The organism is Streptomyces chrestomyceticus JCM 4735, from assembly GCF_003865135.1.
GTDB lineage: Bacteria > Actinomycetota > Actinomycetes > Streptomycetales > Streptomycetaceae > Streptomyces > Streptomyces chrestomyceticus.
The window spans coordinates 8,628,837-8,644,775 of record NZ_BHZC01000001.1 but is presented as its reverse complement, the minus strand read 5'-3'; the positions used below and the strand labels follow the sequence as shown (position 1 = coordinate 8,644,775).

Sequence of the window (15,939 nt, the reverse complement as noted above, 5' to 3'; positions counted from 1 at the left end):
GCCGGTCTCCCGCCCGCGACGGGCCTTTCGGCACGGCCCGCCGTGCCGGGCGTTCTCCGGCGACATCGGTAACCGTCGGTGACGGTTGTTCGGGTTCTCTTATGGTCGCGGTGACCCGCTACCTGCTGAGTCCCAGTGATTCCACGATGCGCTGTGCGTTCTCGTACCGCTCGTTCTCCGGAAGGCGCTGCGCCAGGGCGACCAGCCGGTCCGGGGCGTTGTTCTCCCGCAGCGTGCTGACGATGGTGTCGCGGTCGGCCGGATACAGACTCCGGCGCAGATGCTGGGCCATTTCGGTACGGATTTCCACGGCCTCCGGGGTCATGCCGTCCGGCACGCTGCCCGGCGCGGTGCCACCGGCGGTCCGGCTCACCTCGGGCTGGTCCTCGCCGGAGGGTTCCAGTTCGTGGTCCTCTTCGGCGCGCAGTGCGCGGTCGGCCTTCAATTCGCCCTGGAGCTCTTTCTTCATCATGTCGTCCCGGGCCGGGCCGGCCTTGTTCGTACCGTGATCCATTGCTTCTCTGCCTCCAGGACTCACCGATTTCTTTCCGTTCCCGCCCCGCACGTTCCACCCCTCCCGTGCCATGCGTTACGGAGTGCCCGTTGGCCCTGCCGCGAAACAGCCCGAAGCCGAGAGCGAACGCGGGAACGGCCGGCACCCGGACGACCGGCACCCCGGCGGCCGGACCGGCACGAACACGCCGGTCAGCGGGGCGCGGGCCGGGCGAACGGGCCGGATTCGGCCGGTCCGTCGAGGACCTGCCGGGCCACCTCGGTCAGCTTGCGCTGGTGGGCGCGGGCGTAGCCGCGCATCACCTGGAACGCTTCGTCGGGGGTACGGTCCTGGCGCTCGGCGAGCGCGCCCTTGGCCTGCTCGATGATCACCCTGCTGTCCAGAGCGGCCTGTAGCTGCCCGGACCGGACCCTGAGTTCGCGCAGGTCCCTGCGGTACGCCAGTCCGATGGCCACCGCGTCGGCCAGCGCCTGCCCCGTCGTGACCTCCCTGCGCGCCAGCGCCCGGTGCTGGTGGAAGAAGTTGAGGGACCCCAGCCGCCGGCTCCGGTAACGCACCGGCAGGGCGGTGGCCGCGCTGAACCCCTCGTCCAGCGCCTGAGTGGTGAAGCGCGGCCAGCGGGCCCGGCAGTCCGGGTGGCTCAGCGGTACGTCGGTGAGCCTCCGCCCCGTACGCCAGGCGTCCCGGCAGGGCCCCTCGTCGAGCGCGGCCTCGACGCGCTCCAGCCGCGCGGCCGCGTCCCCGAAGCCCACCGTCAGAGCGGGCTGCCGGTCGCGCGCCATCAGCACACCGCCCGCCTGCACCCCCGGGAGCCGTACGCAGTACTCGGCGAGCCGCTCCACGGGGTTGGTCGCGCCCGGTCCCGTGGCCGGGTCGGCCAGTTCCAGCAAGGCGGCGATCAGCGATTCTTCCCGGTCGGACGCTGACATGGCGGGCTCTCCCTTCGACAGGCCGCTCCAGCGGCTGTCGCTCTTGGGGCGAAGGCACCACCCCGGACATGCCCCCGGGTATCCCGGAACCGCTCGGACAAGCTCCCGGCAGGAGCTCGGGCGTGCACCGGGGCGCGGAGCCCGTACTCCACGCCGGGTCCCGTACCCCGCGCCGGGGCGCTGCGCCGACGGCGGGGGCTCCCCGGAACCACCGCGCCCGGAACCGCCTCCCCCGGAACCACCGCCTCCGGCATCTGACACGTCCCTCCGGCAGCGAACGCAGCGGTCTGGCTGATACCAGGGCGCTAAAACAGGCCGGAAGGGGTACCCGCACAGACATGCGTTTAGCCGTCCTCGACGCCGGGTCGAACTCCGTACACCTGCTCATCAGCGAGGTCGTCGGCGGCGTGCCGTTGCCCGCGCACTCCCTGAAGGGCCCCGTCCACCTGGCCGATCAGGTGGCCGTGGACGGAACGGTGCCCCCGAAGGCGGCACGGCGGCTGGCGGAGGCGGTGGCGCAGGCCCGTGAGCAGGCAGGCCGGTGGCGCTGCGACCGGCTGTTCGCGTACGCCACGGCGGTGGTCCGGGACGCCGCCAACCGCGACGAGGTGCTGGAGACGGTGCGTGCCGAGAGCGGGATGCGGCTGGCGGTGCTGCCCGGTGAGGTGGAGGCGGAGCTGACGTTCCGGGCGGCGCGGCGCTGGGTCGGGCTGCAGGCCGGTCCGATGGCGCTGCTGGACATCGGCGGGGGTTCGCTGGAGGTCGCCTTCGGCCGCGGTGCCCTGCCGGACTTCGCGTTCTCCCTGCCCCTGGGGGCGGGACGGTTGACCCGCGAGTTCCTGCCGGGCAAGGGCAGACCCGGCCGCGAGGGGCTGCGCGAGCTGCGCCGGTACGTGCGCGCCACGCTCAAGGACGTGGCGGCCCGGGTGCGCTGGGAGGAGCCGCACACCGTGGTGGCCACGTCCCGGATGTTCCAGCAGTTGGCCCGGCTGTGCGGGGCCGCGCCCGGCCGCGACGGCCCGTTCGTCACGCGCCGGCTGGCCCGTACCGACCTGCGGGAGGCGGTGCAGCGGCTGTCCCGGCTGACCGCGGCCGAGCGCGCTGAACTGCCGGGCATCTCGGCCGCCCGCTGCCGCCAGGCACCGGCCGGGGCCGTCGTCGCCCACCAGGCGATGAAGAGCATGGGGATCGACCAGGTCACCATCTGCCCGTGGGCGCTGCGCGAGGGCGTACTGCTGCGCCACCTGGAACAGGGCGCTCAGGACTGGTGGCCGAGCCCGGTGCTGCGGAAGGAAGACGCCAGGTCCGGCCCACTGTCCGGCGGCCCGGCGACCGGCCCTCGCTCCGGCCCGTCACCCAGCCCGCCGACCAATTCGTCGACCAGCAGCGGAACCTCGCCAAGCGTGCCGAGCCGACTGCCGCTCGGCCGGGCGCCGGCCGACTGACCGCATCCGTACGTACGGGCCGGTGCCACGGCCGTGAGCGCGCCGCCCGCGAAGCCGGGCCCCGCTCAGGGACCGGCACCGGCCTTGCCACTTCCGGAACCGCCCTGAACCGTCCATGCCGAACCACACCGGGCGTTCCGCGCCCCGTGCCGGAGACATCATGTACTTGTCGAACTACCACATCGCCGACCGCCTCGTGATCGAGGTTCCCGAGATCATCGACATAGCCAACACCGGCCAGGTCGCCGCCGGCCTCCAGGGCCTGCTGCGCGAACCGCGGGCCAACGGGGTCGTCATCGACCTGCGCGCCCCCATCATCACCGTGGCCGGGCTGCAGACCCTGCTGCGCTGCCAGCGGACCGCGCGGGAGCACGGTGTGACGCTGAGCGTGGCCGCGGACCGCCCCATGGTCCGCAAGGCGTTCCGGCTCACCGGGGTGCACCGCACCATCCCGCTGCACAGCTCGCTGGCGGACGCCCTGGCCGCGGCGTAGCTGCTGCGGGGCGCACCCGCCCTCGCCGAAGTACGCCGTTCCTCCCCCTTTTGCCCCGACCGTCACGCAAACCATCACTCAAAAGGGGTGTTTACCGATTGGTGCGGTGAGTTACTCGTCCCCCAGCCTTCCGCAAGCGGCCGCCGGAAGGCAGGCGCCGGGCCGGTTGAGACCACAGCCGCCGGCGCCGCTCCCGGCCACCTGTTGGGACACCCCCGGCCCACTCATCGGCCAGGAGGGGTCAGGAGGACGGCCGGTGCCCGTGGCGCCGAGGAAGCCGCTGGGGCGCACCGGTCCGGAGGACCAGCGGGTGGGCGGGCAGCCTTGTCAGGGGCGAGGAGTGCCGGTAACGGTCGATGGAAGCGGCCCGGCCGTACGGGCCCGTCCTGCGGTGCCGGCCGCGGGCGGCCGCGTCCGATGTCTCGGCCTGGGGCGGCTGATGCGGTTTACGGGGGCGGAGCAGGGCGTCTTCGTACCGGCCCAGGGCAATCACGAGTCCGAGCATCGCCAGAGGCCAGAGGGCGGCGAGCAAGGGCATGGCCGCTCCCTTCCTTGCCGGTCGTACACGCTGGCTGGAGCTTCACGTCGTCTGTCGGGTCACCCCACGGCGACACGGCAAACCACCGGGCGGGGCCGACCACTCCACCGGTCCCGCGCGCCGTACTTTTCCCGTCCGTCGCCCTCGGCGCCCGCCGCACGGTAAAGCGGCAGGCCGGCGAGGTGCGCCCGGCCACCACCCCGCTCCCGGCCCGCCCAGGAGCCCGCCGGACGACTTGCGCGACCGCGCCCCTCATGCCAGGCGCACCCCCACCAGTCCCTCACCAGCCCCCACCACCCCTTCACCCTTCCTCCACCAGCCTCTCCCCCGCCCCCGTCAGTCCAGCCGGGTGAGATCAGGACGCAACCGATGCCAGGTCGGCTGCCGGAGGCGGTCGGCCGAGGTCCAGCCGGAGAAGGTCACCTCGGCGACGAGCCGCGGTTCCGCCCAGTGGGCCCCCGGCACGTCGACCGCGTTCCTGAAGGGTGAGGTGTCCCGTCGTACGACCTCCAGATACCCGGCGAGTTCGCGGCGTTCGCGGCCGGAGAGCCCCGATCCCACGGAACCGACATACCGCAGCCCGTCCGGCTCGTCCAGCCCCGCCAGTACGGCGCCGGGCAGCCCGGCGAGGCCGCCGCGGCCCTCCGTCCAGCCGCCGATGACCACGTCAAGGGTCACCAGGTGTTTCGTCTTGCGCCACTCGGACGACCGGACGCCGGGCGCGTAGCGGGACGTCAGCCGTTTCGCGACGACCCCCTCGAAGCCGGCGTCCAGGGTCGCCTCCCAGGTCGCCTGCGCGTGGCCCGTCACGTACGAGGGGACCGACCAGTGCGGCCCGTCGTCGAGCCCGAGCCCGGACAGGACGGCGCGGCGGTCCACGTACGGGAGCTCCAGCAGCGGCCGCCCGTCGAGCCGCAGGACGTCGAACAGGACGAGGTGGACCGGGTGGTCCCCGGCCAGTACGGCCGCGCGGCGCCGGCTCGTGACGCCCATCCGGCGCTGGAGCAGCCCGAAGTCCGGCCGCCCTCCGGCGTCCAGGACCACCACCTCGCCGTCGAGGACCGCGGACCGGCCCCGCAGCCGTTCACCGAGCGGCGCCAACTCGGGGTACGTCGCCGTCGCGTCGTTGCCCGCCCGGGTGACCAGCCGCAACGTCCCGTCGCCCGGCGCGTCGGCCAGGCACCGCGCCCCGTCCCACTTCGCCTCGAACGCCCACTCCCGCTCCTCCCCGGGAGCAGGCAGCGGTCCGGGGGTGGCCAGCATGGGCCGCAGGACGGGCGGCGCGGAGGACGGAACCATGCTCCCGATGATCGGCGGCGCCCCCGCACCCGGCCACCGGACGCAAGGGCTTCCCGTCCCCCTCCGTGGCCGCTACCGGCCCTCCGCCACCGCCCCATGGCTCTTCGCCAGCTCGACATACATCGTGGCGTTGAGCCGGATGTCGTCCCGCTCCTCCTCGGTCAGCTCCCGCCTGACCTTGGCGGGCACTCCGGCGACCAGCGACCCCGGCGGCACCCGCATCCCCTGCGGCACCAGCGCCTGCGCCGCGACCAGCGACCCCGCACCGATGTGCGCGCCATTGAGGACGGTGGCGCCCATACCGATCAGTACGTCGTCCTCGACCGTGCAGCCGTGCAGCACGGCGTTGTGCCCCACCGAGACCCGCTCACCGACCGTCACGGGAAAGCCCGGGTCGACATGCACGGTGCAGTTGTCCTGAATGTTGCTGTCCGCACCCAGCACGATCGGACCGCAGTCGGCCCGCAGCACCGCGTGGTACCAGACCCCGGCACCGGGCCCGAGCGTGACCTCACCGACCACGACCGAGGTCGGCGCCGTGAACGCCGTCGGATCGACCAGCGGCTCCTTGCCGCCCACCCCCGCGATCAGTGCTCGCTGCTCCATACCCGTACTCCTCGTCACCGGACCGTACGTTCGCGTTCCCGTCCGGGCTCGCGCCTGGGGGCACAGTAGGCGACGGGGCTGCGGGCCTCGCGGGCGGGACCGGGGATCATGGGGCGGCGCAGGGATCATCTGCCACCGGTTCGCATCAGCACACCCCGGCGTGACCTACCCCCGGATCAGGACTTCGACCGCGTCTCCATCGGGACCGGCCCGAGCATCTGCTCGCTGATCCAGTGCAGCGACTCCGGCATCCGCTGGATGTACGTGTGGCCGCTGTGCTTGCCGTCGGGGATTTCGAACAGGGTGTGGTGGATGGGGCCGCCGGTGTGCTCCCGGATGAACTTCTTCACGTACGGCACCGCCTCCTCCTTCGAGCCCAGTTCGAAGGCGAGGTAGACGTCCGGGCCGCCGCGGGTCTTGAGCTGCTCGGCCAGCCAGCGCGGGTCGTTGGAGCGCTTCTCGGCGGGGTGGCCGTTCCACATCGGCGAGTCCGGCACGGTGTCGGGGCCGTTCGCGATGGCCGCCTTGAACTTCTTCGGGTGCTTCAGTACGGCCTTGAGGCCCGCGAAACCGCCCGAGGAGGAGCCCATGAACGCCCATCCGTCGCGGCTGTCGTACGTGCGGTAGTTGGCGCGGGCGAAGGCCGGGACGTCCTCGGTCAGCCAGGTGCCCATCTTCGGCTGCCCGGGTATGTCACTGCCGTCGTGGTACTTCTTCTTCGGGTTCAGGACCGGCATCACCAGGATGAACGGCAGCGTCTTGCCGGACTGCGACCATTCGGCGATCTTCTCCTCCAGCTTGAAGTCACCGCCGATCCAGTAGTTGTCCGGATATCCGTACGAGCCGGGCAGCGCTATCAGGACCGGGAAGGCGCTCTTGGCGTACTGGGGCTGGTCGTACTGCGGCGGGACCCAGGACCATATGTCACCGGTGAAGCCGGATTTTTTCCCGTGCCACCGGGTCTTGACTATCTTCGTCCCGTCGTCGCCCGTGGTGCGCTGCGTCACGAAGTGCGAACGCGGCCCGGTGGGCTGGACGACCTTGGCGGTCCCGCTGCTCGCCTCGCGCGCCTGCTGCCGCAGTTGCGGCACGTGGGAGGCGTCCACCTCGTCCCGGTCCTTGCTGCCGCAGCCGGCCACGAGCCCCATCGCCAACAGGCTCACCGCGGCGACGGCCGCGGTACTGGTACGCAGGCGCTTCATCGGGACGAACTCCTTGCAGACTTGTGTCCGGCGGGGGCAGCGGTCTCCACCTCCACCGCTTCAGGCGAAAGACACCAGAATAAGATCAGCCGGCCGGCCGTCCGCGGCTCCCCCAGGGGTGCCGGTCCGGCCGCCCGCCGTACATGGGCGGCACGGTCGCGCACACCGTCGTGCGTCTCCAGGGGTATGGATGTCGAACAGGCGGGTTCAGGTTCCCTCGATCGGTATGCCGGGTTGTGGTTGATTCGCGCACCGGCTCTGGGCATCGTATTTTTCCGACTGGCGACGGTGCGGCACGAGGCGGTGCCGCGGACGGGGTGACCGATGAGCGCAGGGGCCGAGGAGCCGCCCCCGCCTGGGATCGCGGGGCGCACGGCGGAGCGCAGCGCCCTGCGCGGGCTGCTCGCCCGTAGGCCGCTGGTGACCGTGACCGGCCCCGCGAACGTGGGCAAGAGCACACTCGCCCGCGCCGTCCTGGAAGGGGCCGCGCGGGACGCCGGCCGCTCCGGCGGCCTCCCCGACGGCGGCTTCGTGCGGGTCGGCTGCCGGGAGGACGTGGACGCTGCGGGCGTCGTGGCGGCCCTCAACCGGGCGGCGGGCCTGCCGTACGACACTCCGCCGCAGACGCTGGCCGTCCACTGCGCCCGGCGGGGCCTGACCGTCCTGCTGGACGACTGTGATCCGGTGGCGGGGGCGTGCGGGTGGTTGGTGCGGCAGTTGTTGCGGGTGGGGGCTGGGGGTGCCATTCGGCCGGAGGCCGGTGCCGGGGCTGTCGTAGCGGCCGGGCTGCGGATCGTGGTCACCGCGCGGCAGCCGCTGGGGCTCGGTGCGGAGCGTGTCTTCGCGGTGCGGCCGCTGCCGGTGGCGTGGGGCGGCAGTACGGCGCTGTCCGCGCCCTCCGCTCCGTGCGTTCCGTACGCTCCGTCCGACATGCCCTGCGGATCGGGTGACGGTCCGCTGCCCGCGTCCTACGACCTGGCAGTCCGCGCCCCGGCCGCCGCGCTCGGTGCCTGCTCGCCCGCGGACCGGCTGGTGTGGGCGCGGCTGTCCGTCCTCCCCGGGGACTTCGACGGGTGGCTGGCGGGGTGCGTGGCTGGTCGCAGTGACGTTTCTGCGCAGGAGGTCGCGGCAGCGCTCGGCCGCCTGCTCAGGGCTTCCGTACTCGCCCTGGTACGGGTAGGGGGAGTCGGCCGCGACCCCGCCGACACCGCCGTCACCCCGTTCCCGTCTCCGCACCCGCCCCGCTACCGCCTGCCCGCCGCCGCCCGCGCCGTGGGCCTCGCGCATCTCCGGGCGGCGGGCGAGGAGACCGCGACGCTGCGTGCCTTCCGGACGGCCTGCGCGGCGCTCGCCGCCGAGGCGCAGATCGCCTGGCAGGGCCCCGACCGCCGGGTGGCCGTCCACCTGGCGGAGACCGAGCGGCACCATCTGCGCGCGTCACTGACCCTGCCCCCGCAGGACGCGGAGGACGCCCTCACCGCGCTGGACATCGCCGTCTCCCTGTGGTTCCGGTGGGCCGCCTGCGGCCGCCGGGACGAGGGGCGCGCCCACCTGGCCCGGCTGCTGCGGCAGTCCCGGGACGACACCGCCGTACGGGCCCGGGCCCTGTGGCTGGCGGGCTGGCTCGCCGCACAGGACCACGCCCACCGCACCGCCGAAGCACTGCTGGACCGGGCCGACCGGGCAGCCACCCGGCACGCCGACCCGGACACGCTGGCCCGCGTCGCGCACGCCCGCGGCCTCCTCGCGCTCCGTCGCGCGGACCCCCGAACCGCCGCGGCCTACCTACGGCGGGCGGCGGAGCACACGTATCAGGACGCCTGGTACGGGCCCGGGCCGGCCCACAGCCAGGTTCTGCTCGCCGTCACTCTGGCCGCACAGGAGCCGACAAAGGCGTCCGCGCCCGCTCTCCCTCCCACCTTCGACCTGACATCCATTGCCGCGACGGGCGCCACCACCACAGGCCACGGCACCGTAACGCCCTCATCCGCACACGACGAAGCCCGCGGCAGCCCCTTCTCAGGGACCCGCCGCGGGCTCCACCTCAACTGACTCAAGTGACGGAACGTCCGCCCGTCACTCCGCCATCGCATCGGCCGGCCGGTCCGCGGCCACCTCGCGCCGGGCCGCCGCCTTCGCCGCGCGCCGCTTCATCACGAGGAACGAACCGACACCGAACAGCACCGCGGCCACCAGACCCACCCAGGAGAACCGCTTGAGCCAGGACTCGGCGACGACACCGACGTAGTAGATCAGCGCGGTCGTGCCGCCGGCCCAGACGACGCCACCGAGCACGTTGGCGATGAGGAACTTCCAGTACGGCATCTTCAGCACACCCGAGAGCGGGCCGGCGAAGATGCGCAGCAGGGCGATGAAGCGGCCGAAGAAGACCGCCCACATGCCCCACTTGTCGAACTTCTCCTCGGCCATCGCCACCTGGTCGGGCCCGAAGTGCTTCGGGAACTTCCGTCCGGCCCAGTTGACCAGCGGCTGTCCGCCCTTGCGGCCGATCAGATAGCCGATGGAATCCCCGATGATCGCGCCGGCCGAGGCGCAGGCACCCAGCACCAGCGGATCGATGTGGTCCGTCGTCGCGGCCAGCAGCGCCGAGCTCACCAGGACGATCTCACCGGGCAGCGGAATGCCGAGGCTCTCCAGGCCGATGACCAACCCCACCAGGAGGTACACGCTCACGGCCGGTACCGTCTCCAGCCATTCCATCTGCAACGCCGCATCCTCCACTAGGTGTAGGGCCCCCGTGGGCCGCCGCCCGGCGTCCGACGACGCCGTCGATGATCGCGATTCCTCCGCGTCCGCGCGCCACGGCGCGCCCGGGAAGCCTACTCGATCTCTTCGGGCCGCCCCGCTGTCCGGCGTCGCGGCCCCGGCCCGTCGCGGCGGGCGCGACGGGCCGGGGTGAGGCATCGGACGGCGGGCCGGTGACCGGGCCATTTCTCCGTACGAGACGCGCCTCGGGGGCGTGGAGTTGCCTCGGGCCCGGAGGAACTTGCGGCGGGACTCGCGGACCCTACGCGGCGGGAGCGTTCGGACGCAGCGTCCACACGATGGTCATCTCGCCGGTGACCGCGCCGTCCTCCCTGGTGATGGCGACGTTCACCGGGAACTCCGGCCGCTCCCCCGCGTCCAACTGGGCGACGATCTCGGCAACCGGCCGGCCGAGCTCGGCGGTGGCGGTGACCGGGCCCATCGCGAGCTTCTTGTAGCCGATCTCGGCCCGTACGGCGAGCGGCACGGCCCGGGAGAGCTGGTCGCCGAAGGCCGCGAGCACGATCGCGCCGCTGGCGGACTCGGCGAGCGTGAACATCGCGCCGGCGTGCGGGCCGCCGACGTGGTTGTGGTAATCCGCCTGGTCGGGCAGCCGGACCACGGCCCGTTCGGGGCTGGTCTCGGTGAACTCCAGGTTGAGCGTACGGGCCATCGGCACGGTGGCCGCCATCATTTCGCCGATCGACGGCTTGGTCTCGGAGGACATGGCGGCATGTTACCTACGAGTAGCTTGCTGGGGGAAGCCCCGCCCGGCGTTCCGCCCCGCCACCCCGGACGCTTATCGTGGTGGCTCATGTGGCCAGGTCAGCAGCCGCCCGGAGGCGAGCAGAACCCGAATCCCGCGCGGCACGCGGTCCCGTGGCGGACCCAGGGGCGGCCGTGCTGACCCCCCGTACGGACGGCCGCGACGGCTCGCCCCGCCGCTTCCGCCGCCCCGCCTGGGCCGGACGCAACTACACCCTGCTGACCACCGCCGCCGTGGTCGCCAACCTCGGCAGCGCCGGTTCGCTGATCGCGGCGGCGTTCGCGGTGCTCGGCACGGGCGGTTCGGCCACCGACGTCGGCCTGGTGGCCACGGCCCGTACGATTCCGCTCGTCGTCTTCCTGCTGATCGGCGGCGCGGTCGCCGACCGGCTGCCGCGGCACCGCGTCATGGTCGCCGCGAACGCGCTCAACTGCGTCTCGCAGGGCCTCTTCGCCGTCCTCGTCCTGACCGGGGAGGCAAAGCTCTGGCAGATGGCCGTGCTGGCCGCCCTCGGCGGCACCGGCCAGGCGTTCTTCGCGCCGGCCTCCGAGGGCATGGTCCTCTCCACCGTCACCGGCGAGCACGCGAGCCGGGCCTTCGCCTTCTTCCGGATGAGCATGAACGGCGCGAACATCGGCGGCGCCGCACTCGGCGGCGCCCTGGTCGCCGCCGTCGGGCCCGGCTGGGTACTGGCCGTCGACGCCGCCGCCTTCGCCGTCGCGGGGGCACTGCGCGCCTTCCTGGACGTCCACCACATCCCCGGGCGCGCGCCCACCGCCGGACTCCTCAAGGATCTGCGGGACGGCTGGCGCGAGGTGGTCTCCCGGCCCTGGCTGTGGGCCGTCATCGGCCAGTTCGCGGTCGTCAACGCCGTCGTGGTGGCGGCCGAGGCGGTGTACGGCCCGATGGTCGCCGAGGAGCACCTGGGCGGCCCCCGCCCGTGGGGCCTGGCGCTGGCCGCCTTCGGCGCGGGCACGGTCGGCGGCGCGCTGCTCATGATGCGGCTCAAGCCCCGCCGCATCCTGCTCACCGGCATCCTGTGCGTCTTCCCGCTCGCCCTCCCCTCGGCCGCGCTCGCCGTGCCGGTGCCGGTGCCCGTCCTCCTCCTGGTCATGTTCGGCACGGGGATCGCGCTCGAAGTGTTCGGCGTGATGTGGATGGTGGCGCTGCACCAGGAGATACCGGAGGAGAAGTTCTCCCGGGTCTCGTCGTACGACTGGTTCGGCTCGCTGGCGATCACTCCGGTGGCCACCGCGCTGGCCGGGCCCGTGCAGGACCTCATCGGGCGGACCGCCGCACTGTGGGGCTGCTCCGCGCTGATCGCACTGCTGACGGCGGCCGTGCTGTGCGTACCGGACGTCCGGCGGCTCAGGCGCCGCCCTGCCTCGGGCTCCCGGCTGTCCGGGGCGTCGGCCATGGCGCCGGAGGGGGCCGCCGGGTCGGCGGCGTCGGTCGGCGATGCGGATGATGCGGGCCGTGCCGGCGCTGCGGGTACGTCGGCTGCTGGGAGCGGGAGCGCCGTCTCGGCTCCGTAGCGGCACCGTGGACCGGCCGACGCCGACCCCTCTCGTATGGACTCAGCCGATACTGAAGGCGCCGTCCGGCGGGCGGGGCGACGGCACGGCCTGGGCATCGTGTACGGGCGCGGCGTCGCCGATCAGCCGCCGTAGCGCGGCGCCGTGCTCGACCCGCGCGGGGAACACGTCGGCGGCCGCACGCCGGGCCACCTGCGCGAGCGGCAGCTCGACGCGGGAAGCGGCCACCACGATGTTGCCGAAGCGGCGGCCGCGCAGCACGGCCGGTTCCGCGATCACACAGAGGTGGCCGAAGACGGACGCGTAGTTCACCAACTGGGACCGCAGGAAGTCGAAGGGCGCGCTGTCGGCGAGGTTCGCCGCGTAGATCCCGTCCGGACGCAGCACGCGGGCGGCAGCGCGCGCGTACTCGACCGAGGCCAGGTGCGCGGGCACCCGTGAGCCGCCGAAGACGTCCGCCACGATCACGTCCGCGCTGTGCTCAGGCACCGCTTCCAGTGCCGTACGGGCGTCCTCGGCCCGCACCGTGATCCCGCAGTCCGGAGGCAGCGGCAGCTCTTCGGCGACCAGCGCGAGCAGCCCCCGGTCGGCCTCGACGACGTCCTGGCGGGAGCCGGGGCGGGTCGCGGCGAGATAGCGCGGCAGGGTCAGCGCTCCGCCGCCGAGGTGCAGTACGTCGAGCGGCTCGGCCGGGGCAGCAGCCGCGTCCAGTACGGCCGCGAGCCGACGGGCGTACTCGAATTCCAGGTCGGTCGGCGCGTCGAGGTCGACGTACGACTGCGGAGCCCCGTCCACGGTCAGCAGCCAGGCACGCGGCCGGTCCACGTCCGGCATCAGCTTGGCTGTGCCGCAGTCGACGGCGCGGGTGACGGGGATGGGATCGGTACCGGCATCGGTACCGGTATCGGCGTCAGTCTCCACCGTGGACTGGTCACCGGTGCGGGGAGCGACCACCCCAGGAACCGGCCCGACCGGCCCGACCGGTTCAACCGGACCGACCTGTTCGACCGGCTCCACCGCCCCGCCCTCGACCGGCGTCCCCGCTATCTGCTCGGCTGCTTCGTCCACCGTCCCATTGTGCCGGTACGAAGGCGCGCGGCGACCCTCCTCGAACCGGCCGCCCTCCGCCTTCCCCGCCCCTTTCGCCTCCTCCCCCTCACTCCCCCCACACCGCCATCACCTCCTTCAGGTGTGCCGCTGCCTGGCGGCGTCCGGCGTGGGCCGCGGCGGCGCGTTTCGACGGGTCCAGGACGTTGCGGCCGAAGGCGGCGCGGGCCGCGCGGTCGGGCACCAGTACGCACACCCGTGCGCCCCGCCGTGCCAGCGCCGCGCCCTGCGACCGCGCGGTGGCGAGGGGCCCGCCGCCGGCCGCCACGGGTGCCAGGACGACGACCCGCCCGTATCCGGCGGCGAGGTCCGCGTTGGCGCTGGAGTGCACCCCGCCGTCGATCCACCACTTCTCGCCGATCCGCACCGGCGGCCACACCCCGGGCACGGCGCAGCTCGCGCTCACCGCGTCGACCAGGTCCACCCCGCTCGTGTCGTCGAAGGCCGTCCGCCGCCCGGTCGTCGCGTCCACCGCGGTGATCATCAGTCGGCGCGCGGGCCAGTCGTGGCTGACCAGGCGCCGGGCGACGGCGTCGCGACGGCTGGGGCCCGCGGCCGCGCGGGAGCCCAGCGCGAGGCGCCCCATCCGCGCGCCGAAGTCCACGGCGTCGCGCGAGCGCAGCGCCAGGTACGCGAAGCGCGCCAGCTCCCGCGCCCCCATGCGCGCCGCGGTCTCCCCCGTGACCGGGGCCAGTTGCCGCGTGAAGAGCTCGTCCGGTGCCGGCCGACCCGACGTGAGCTGGGCGCCCACGATCGAACCGGCCGAGGTGCCGATGACCGCATCGGCCGTCGCGAGGTCGACGCCGGCCTCGGCGAACCCCGCGAGCATGCCGATCTCCCATCCGATGCCGGTGTAGCCCCCGCCGCCCAGTACCAGCGCCGTGCCCGTCATCGCGGTCCCCTCTCCGGTTGCGTCCGGGTCGCCGCGGTACAGCGGCTTCGTACGGCAGTGTGGCAGCCGTACTGTTCCGGTACCCGGCGCACCGGCGGGCCCGGAGCGGGTACGGGCGCGACCTCCTATCGCACCCGCACCCGCACCCACATCCGCGCCCGCCTACCGCCATGTCCCGGCCAGACGGTTCCGGCTAGACCTCGACGACCGTCCGAACCGTCCCCGCCGCCACCGTCCTGCCGCCCTCACGGACGGCGAAGCCCAGTCCGGGCTCCAGCGGGGTGTCGCGCCCCAGCTCGACGGTCATCGTCACCGTCTCGCCGGGCCGGGCGACGCCGCGCTCACCGAGGTCGATGTCGCCGACCACGTCCGCCGTACGGATGTAGAACTGCGGGCGGTAGCCCGTGGACAGCGGCGTGCGGCGGCCGCCCTCCTCCGTGGACAGGACGTACACCTCGGCGGTGAAGCGCCGTCGTGGCGTCACGCTGCCCGGCGCCGCGACGACGTGGCCCCGGCGCACCTCGTCCCGGTGCAGACCGCGCAGCAGCAGCGCGACGTTGTCACCGGCCTGGGCCGACTCCATCGGTTTGCCGAAGGTCTCCACGCCGGTCACGGTCGTCTCCGTGTCGGCGCCCAGAACCGCCACCCGGTCACCGACGCGCACCGTGCCGCGCTCGACGGCGCCGGTGACGACCGTGCCGCGGCCGGTGATGGTCAGGACGTTCTCCACCGGCAGCAGGAACGGGGCGTCGAGGTACCGCTCCGGCGTCGGCACATACGTGTCCACCGCGTCGAGCAGGGCCTCGATGGCCTGGCTCCAGCGCGGGTCGCCCTCCAGGGCGCGCAGCCCGGAGACGCGTACGACGGGTACGTGGTCCCCGTCGTAACCGTGCGCCGTCAGCAACTCGCGGACCTCCAGCTCCACCAGGTCGGTCAGCTCGGGGTCGCCCGCGTCCGCCTTGTTCAGCGCGACGACGATGTACCGGACGCCGACCTGCTTGGCGAGCAGGACGTGCTCGGCGGTCTGCGGCATGATCCCGTCGAGCGCGGAGACGACGAGGATCGCGCCGTCGAGCTGCGCCGCGCCGGTGACCATGTTCTTGATGAAGTCGGCGTGGCCCGGCATGTCGACGTGGGCGTAGTGCCGGGTGTCCGTCTCGTACTCGACGTGCGAGATGTTGATGGTGATGCCGCGCGCGGCCTCCTCCGGGGCCCGGTCGATCCGGTCGAAGGGCACGAAGGTACCGCTCCCGCGCTCGCTGAGCACCTTGGTGATCGCGGCGGTCAGGGTGGTCTTGCCGTGGTCGACGTGGCCCATGGTGCCGATGTTCAGGTGCGGCTTGGTCCGCACGTATGCCGTCTTGGGCATGGCTGTTCTTCCTCGCGAAGCAATGCGGTGAATACGGCGGTGCCGGCGTGACATGCCGCCGTGGGAACCCCTGAGCCCCACCGACCCTCCCCCTGCGGGGTCCGCCGGTCGATCCGGAGAGGGTCAGCTTCGCGCGCCGCCGGAGGCAGTGGCGGCAGTGTCCGCCGCGGGTGCTGCGGGGACGGTGGCCACTGCCACAGCGGTCGCGGCGTCGGGAGACTGCACCGCGCCGGCCTCGGCCTTGAGCGCGGCGATCAGAGCCGCGAGCGAGTCGACGGCAGCCTTCGGCGCGTCCGCGACTGCGGACGTGAGCGCGAGATACGGCTGCCGGAACATGCGCCAAGGATCTCGTGCGGGGCGCGCCACGTCGAACGATTTATCAGCGCCCCGAAACCGCCTTCATCCCCCGCCCCAGCTCTCCCCCGCCCCAGCTCTCCCCCGCCCCCTACGCCCGTGGCACCCCCTCCCCACCTCCCCC

Annotated in this window: 15 protein-coding genes; 4 read left to right on the top strand and 11 right to left on the bottom strand. The window is 73.4% G+C overall.

Annotation, left to right across the window (positions count from 1 at the left end):
• Positions 1-118: 118 nt before the first annotated feature.
• Together EJG53_RS37345 and EJG53_RS37340 are read right to left on the bottom strand one after the other, a co-directional pair.
• On the bottom strand, positions 119-514 hold the full coding sequence (locus EJG53_RS37345) for a DUF2795 domain-containing protein (protein WP_125048583.1): 396 nt from the start codon (positions 512-514) through the stop codon (positions 119-121).
• Between the two features lie 191 nt (positions 515-705).
• Entirely contained in the window at positions 706-1,443 is a 738-nt protein-coding gene (locus tag EJG53_RS37340; protein ID WP_125048582.1) for a GAF and ANTAR domain-containing protein, read from the bottom strand.
• Between the two features lie 338 nt (positions 1,444-1,781).
• Here EJG53_RS37340 and EJG53_RS37335 point away from each other — a divergent pair, with 338 nt between their 5' ends.
• Complete coding sequence (locus EJG53_RS37335) at positions 1,782-2,888, top strand: Ppx/GppA family phosphatase (RefSeq protein WP_125048581.1); 1,107 nt, start codon at positions 1,782-1,784, stop codon at positions 2,886-2,888.
• A gap of 160 nt (positions 2,889-3,048) precedes the next feature.
• Positions 3,049-3,381 carry an STAS domain-containing protein gene (locus tag EJG53_RS37330; protein WP_031003159.1) on the top strand — a complete coding sequence of 111 codons (333 nt, stop codon included), beginning with the start codon at positions 3,049-3,051 and terminating at the stop codon, positions 3,379-3,381.
• An 874-nt stretch (positions 3,382-4,255) separates the two neighbouring features.
• Here EJG53_RS37330 and ligD read toward each other — a convergent pair.
• From ligD to EJG53_RS37310, 3 genes are all read right to left on the bottom strand, one after another.
• Positions 4,256-5,218 (bottom strand): non-homologous end-joining DNA ligase, encoded by a 963-nt coding sequence (gene ligD / locus EJG53_RS37320; protein ID WP_125048578.1) that lies wholly within the window; start codon positions 5,216-5,218, stop codon positions 4,256-4,258.
• Between the two features lie 72 nt (positions 5,219-5,290).
• On the bottom strand, positions 5,291-5,824 hold the full coding sequence (locus EJG53_RS37315) for a gamma carbonic anhydrase family protein (protein ID WP_125048577.1): 534 nt from the start codon (positions 5,822-5,824) through the stop codon (positions 5,291-5,293).
• A 176-nt stretch (positions 5,825-6,000) separates the two neighbouring features.
• On the bottom strand, positions 6,001-7,026 hold the full coding sequence (locus EJG53_RS37310) for an alpha/beta hydrolase (protein WP_125048576.1): 1,026 nt from the start codon (positions 7,024-7,026) through the stop codon (positions 6,001-6,003).
• A gap of 324 nt (positions 7,027-7,350) precedes the next feature.
• On the opposite strand from EJG53_RS37310, the gene EJG53_RS37305 reads away from it, so the two are divergent.
• Positions 7,351-9,078, top strand: coding sequence for an ATP-binding protein (locus tag EJG53_RS37305; protein WP_125048575.1), 1,728 nt, complete (start codon positions 7,351-7,353; stop codon positions 9,076-9,078).
• Positions 9,079-9,102: 24 nt separating this feature from the next.
• On the opposite strand, the gene EJG53_RS37300 is transcribed toward EJG53_RS37305, so the two are convergent.
• Together EJG53_RS37300 and EJG53_RS37295 are read right to left on the bottom strand one after the other, a co-directional pair.
• Positions 9,103-9,747 carry a DedA family protein gene (locus EJG53_RS37300; protein ID WP_031003146.1) on the bottom strand — a complete coding sequence of 215 codons (645 nt, stop codon included), beginning with the start codon at positions 9,745-9,747 and terminating at the stop codon, positions 9,103-9,105.
• Between the two features lie 307 nt (positions 9,748-10,054).
• On the bottom strand, positions 10,055-10,519 hold the full coding sequence (locus EJG53_RS37295; RefSeq protein ID WP_125048574.1) for a DUF4442 domain-containing protein: 465 nt from the start codon (positions 10,517-10,519) through the stop codon (positions 10,055-10,057).
• A 176-nt stretch (positions 10,520-10,695) separates the two neighbouring features.
• Here EJG53_RS37295 and EJG53_RS37290 point away from each other — a divergent pair, with 176 nt between their 5' ends.
• Positions 10,696-12,093: an MFS transporter gene (locus EJG53_RS37290; RefSeq protein WP_125049840.1), complete on the top strand. Its 1,398-nt coding sequence runs from the start codon at positions 10,696-10,698 to the stop codon at positions 12,091-12,093.
• A 42-nt stretch (positions 12,094-12,135) separates the two neighbouring features.
• Here EJG53_RS37290 and EJG53_RS37285 read toward each other — a convergent pair whose 3' ends face one another.
• The 4 genes from EJG53_RS37285 to EJG53_RS37265 form a co-directional block, all read right to left on the bottom strand.
• Positions 12,136-12,927, bottom strand: coding sequence for a spermidine synthase (locus EJG53_RS37285; RefSeq protein WP_167515337.1), 792 nt, complete (start codon positions 12,925-12,927; stop codon positions 12,136-12,138).
• Positions 12,928-13,249: 322 nt separating this feature from the next.
• Complete coding sequence (locus EJG53_RS37275; RefSeq protein WP_125048573.1) at positions 13,250-14,092, bottom strand: patatin-like phospholipase family protein; 843 nt, start codon at positions 14,090-14,092, stop codon at positions 13,250-13,252.
• A 193-nt stretch (positions 14,093-14,285) separates the two neighbouring features.
• Positions 14,286-15,461, bottom strand: a complete 1,176-nt coding sequence (gene tuf, locus EJG53_RS37270; RefSeq protein WP_125048572.1) for an elongation factor Tu — start codon at positions 15,459-15,461, stop codon at positions 14,286-14,288.
• Positions 15,462-15,584: 123 nt separating this feature from the next.
• Positions 15,585-15,797, bottom strand: coding sequence for a hypothetical protein (locus EJG53_RS37265; RefSeq protein WP_125048571.1), 213 nt, complete (start codon positions 15,795-15,797; stop codon positions 15,585-15,587).
• Positions 15,798-15,939: the final 142 nt, after the last annotated feature.

Excerpts from the sequence above, each read along its gene's own strand:
- EJG53_RS37345 (WP_125048583.1), bottom strand. The coding sequence starts at position 514 with ATGGATCACGGTACGAACAAGGCCGGCCCGGCCCGGGACGACATGATG.
- EJG53_RS37340 (WP_125048582.1), bottom strand. The coding sequence starts at position 1,443 with ATGTCAGCGTCCGACCGGGAAGAATCGCTGATCGCCGCCTTGCTGGAA.
- EJG53_RS37335 (WP_125048581.1), top strand. The coding sequence starts at position 1,782 with ATGCGTTTAGCCGTCCTCGACGCCGGGTCGAACTCCGTACACCTGCTC.
- EJG53_RS37330 (WP_031003159.1), top strand. The coding sequence starts at position 3,049 with ATGTACTTGTCGAACTACCACATCGCCGACCGCCTCGTGATCGAGGTT.
- ligD (WP_125048578.1), bottom strand. The coding sequence starts at position 5,218 with ATGGTTCCGTCCTCCGCGCCGCCCGTCCTGCGGCCCATGCTGGCCACC.
- EJG53_RS37315 (WP_125048577.1), bottom strand. The coding sequence starts at position 5,824 with ATGGAGCAGCGAGCACTGATCGCGGGGGTGGGCGGCAAGGAGCCGCTG.
- EJG53_RS37310 (WP_125048576.1), bottom strand. The coding sequence starts at position 7,026 with ATGAAGCGCCTGCGTACCAGTACCGCGGCCGTCGCCGCGGTGAGCCTG.
- EJG53_RS37305 (WP_125048575.1), top strand. The coding sequence starts at position 7,351 with ATGAGCGCAGGGGCCGAGGAGCCGCCCCCGCCTGGGATCGCGGGGCGC.
- EJG53_RS37300 (WP_031003146.1), bottom strand. The coding sequence starts at position 9,747 with ATGGAATGGCTGGAGACGGTACCGGCCGTGAGCGTGTACCTCCTGGTG.
- EJG53_RS37295 (WP_125048574.1), bottom strand. The coding sequence starts at position 10,519 with ATGTCCTCCGAGACCAAGCCGTCGATCGGCGAAATGATGGCGGCCACC.
- EJG53_RS37285 (WP_167515337.1), bottom strand. The coding sequence starts at position 12,927 with ATGCCGGACGTGGACCGGCCGCGTGCCTGGCTGCTGACCGTGGACGGG.
- EJG53_RS37275 (WP_125048573.1), bottom strand. The coding sequence starts at position 14,092 with ATGACGGGCACGGCGCTGGTACTGGGCGGCGGGGGCTACACCGGCATC.
- tuf (WP_125048572.1), bottom strand. The coding sequence starts at position 15,461 with ATGCCCAAGACGGCATACGTGCGGACCAAGCCGCACCTGAACATCGGC.
- EJG53_RS37265 (WP_125048571.1), bottom strand. The coding sequence starts at position 15,797 with ATGTTCCGGCAGCCGTATCTCGCGCTCACGTCCGCAGTCGCGGACGCG.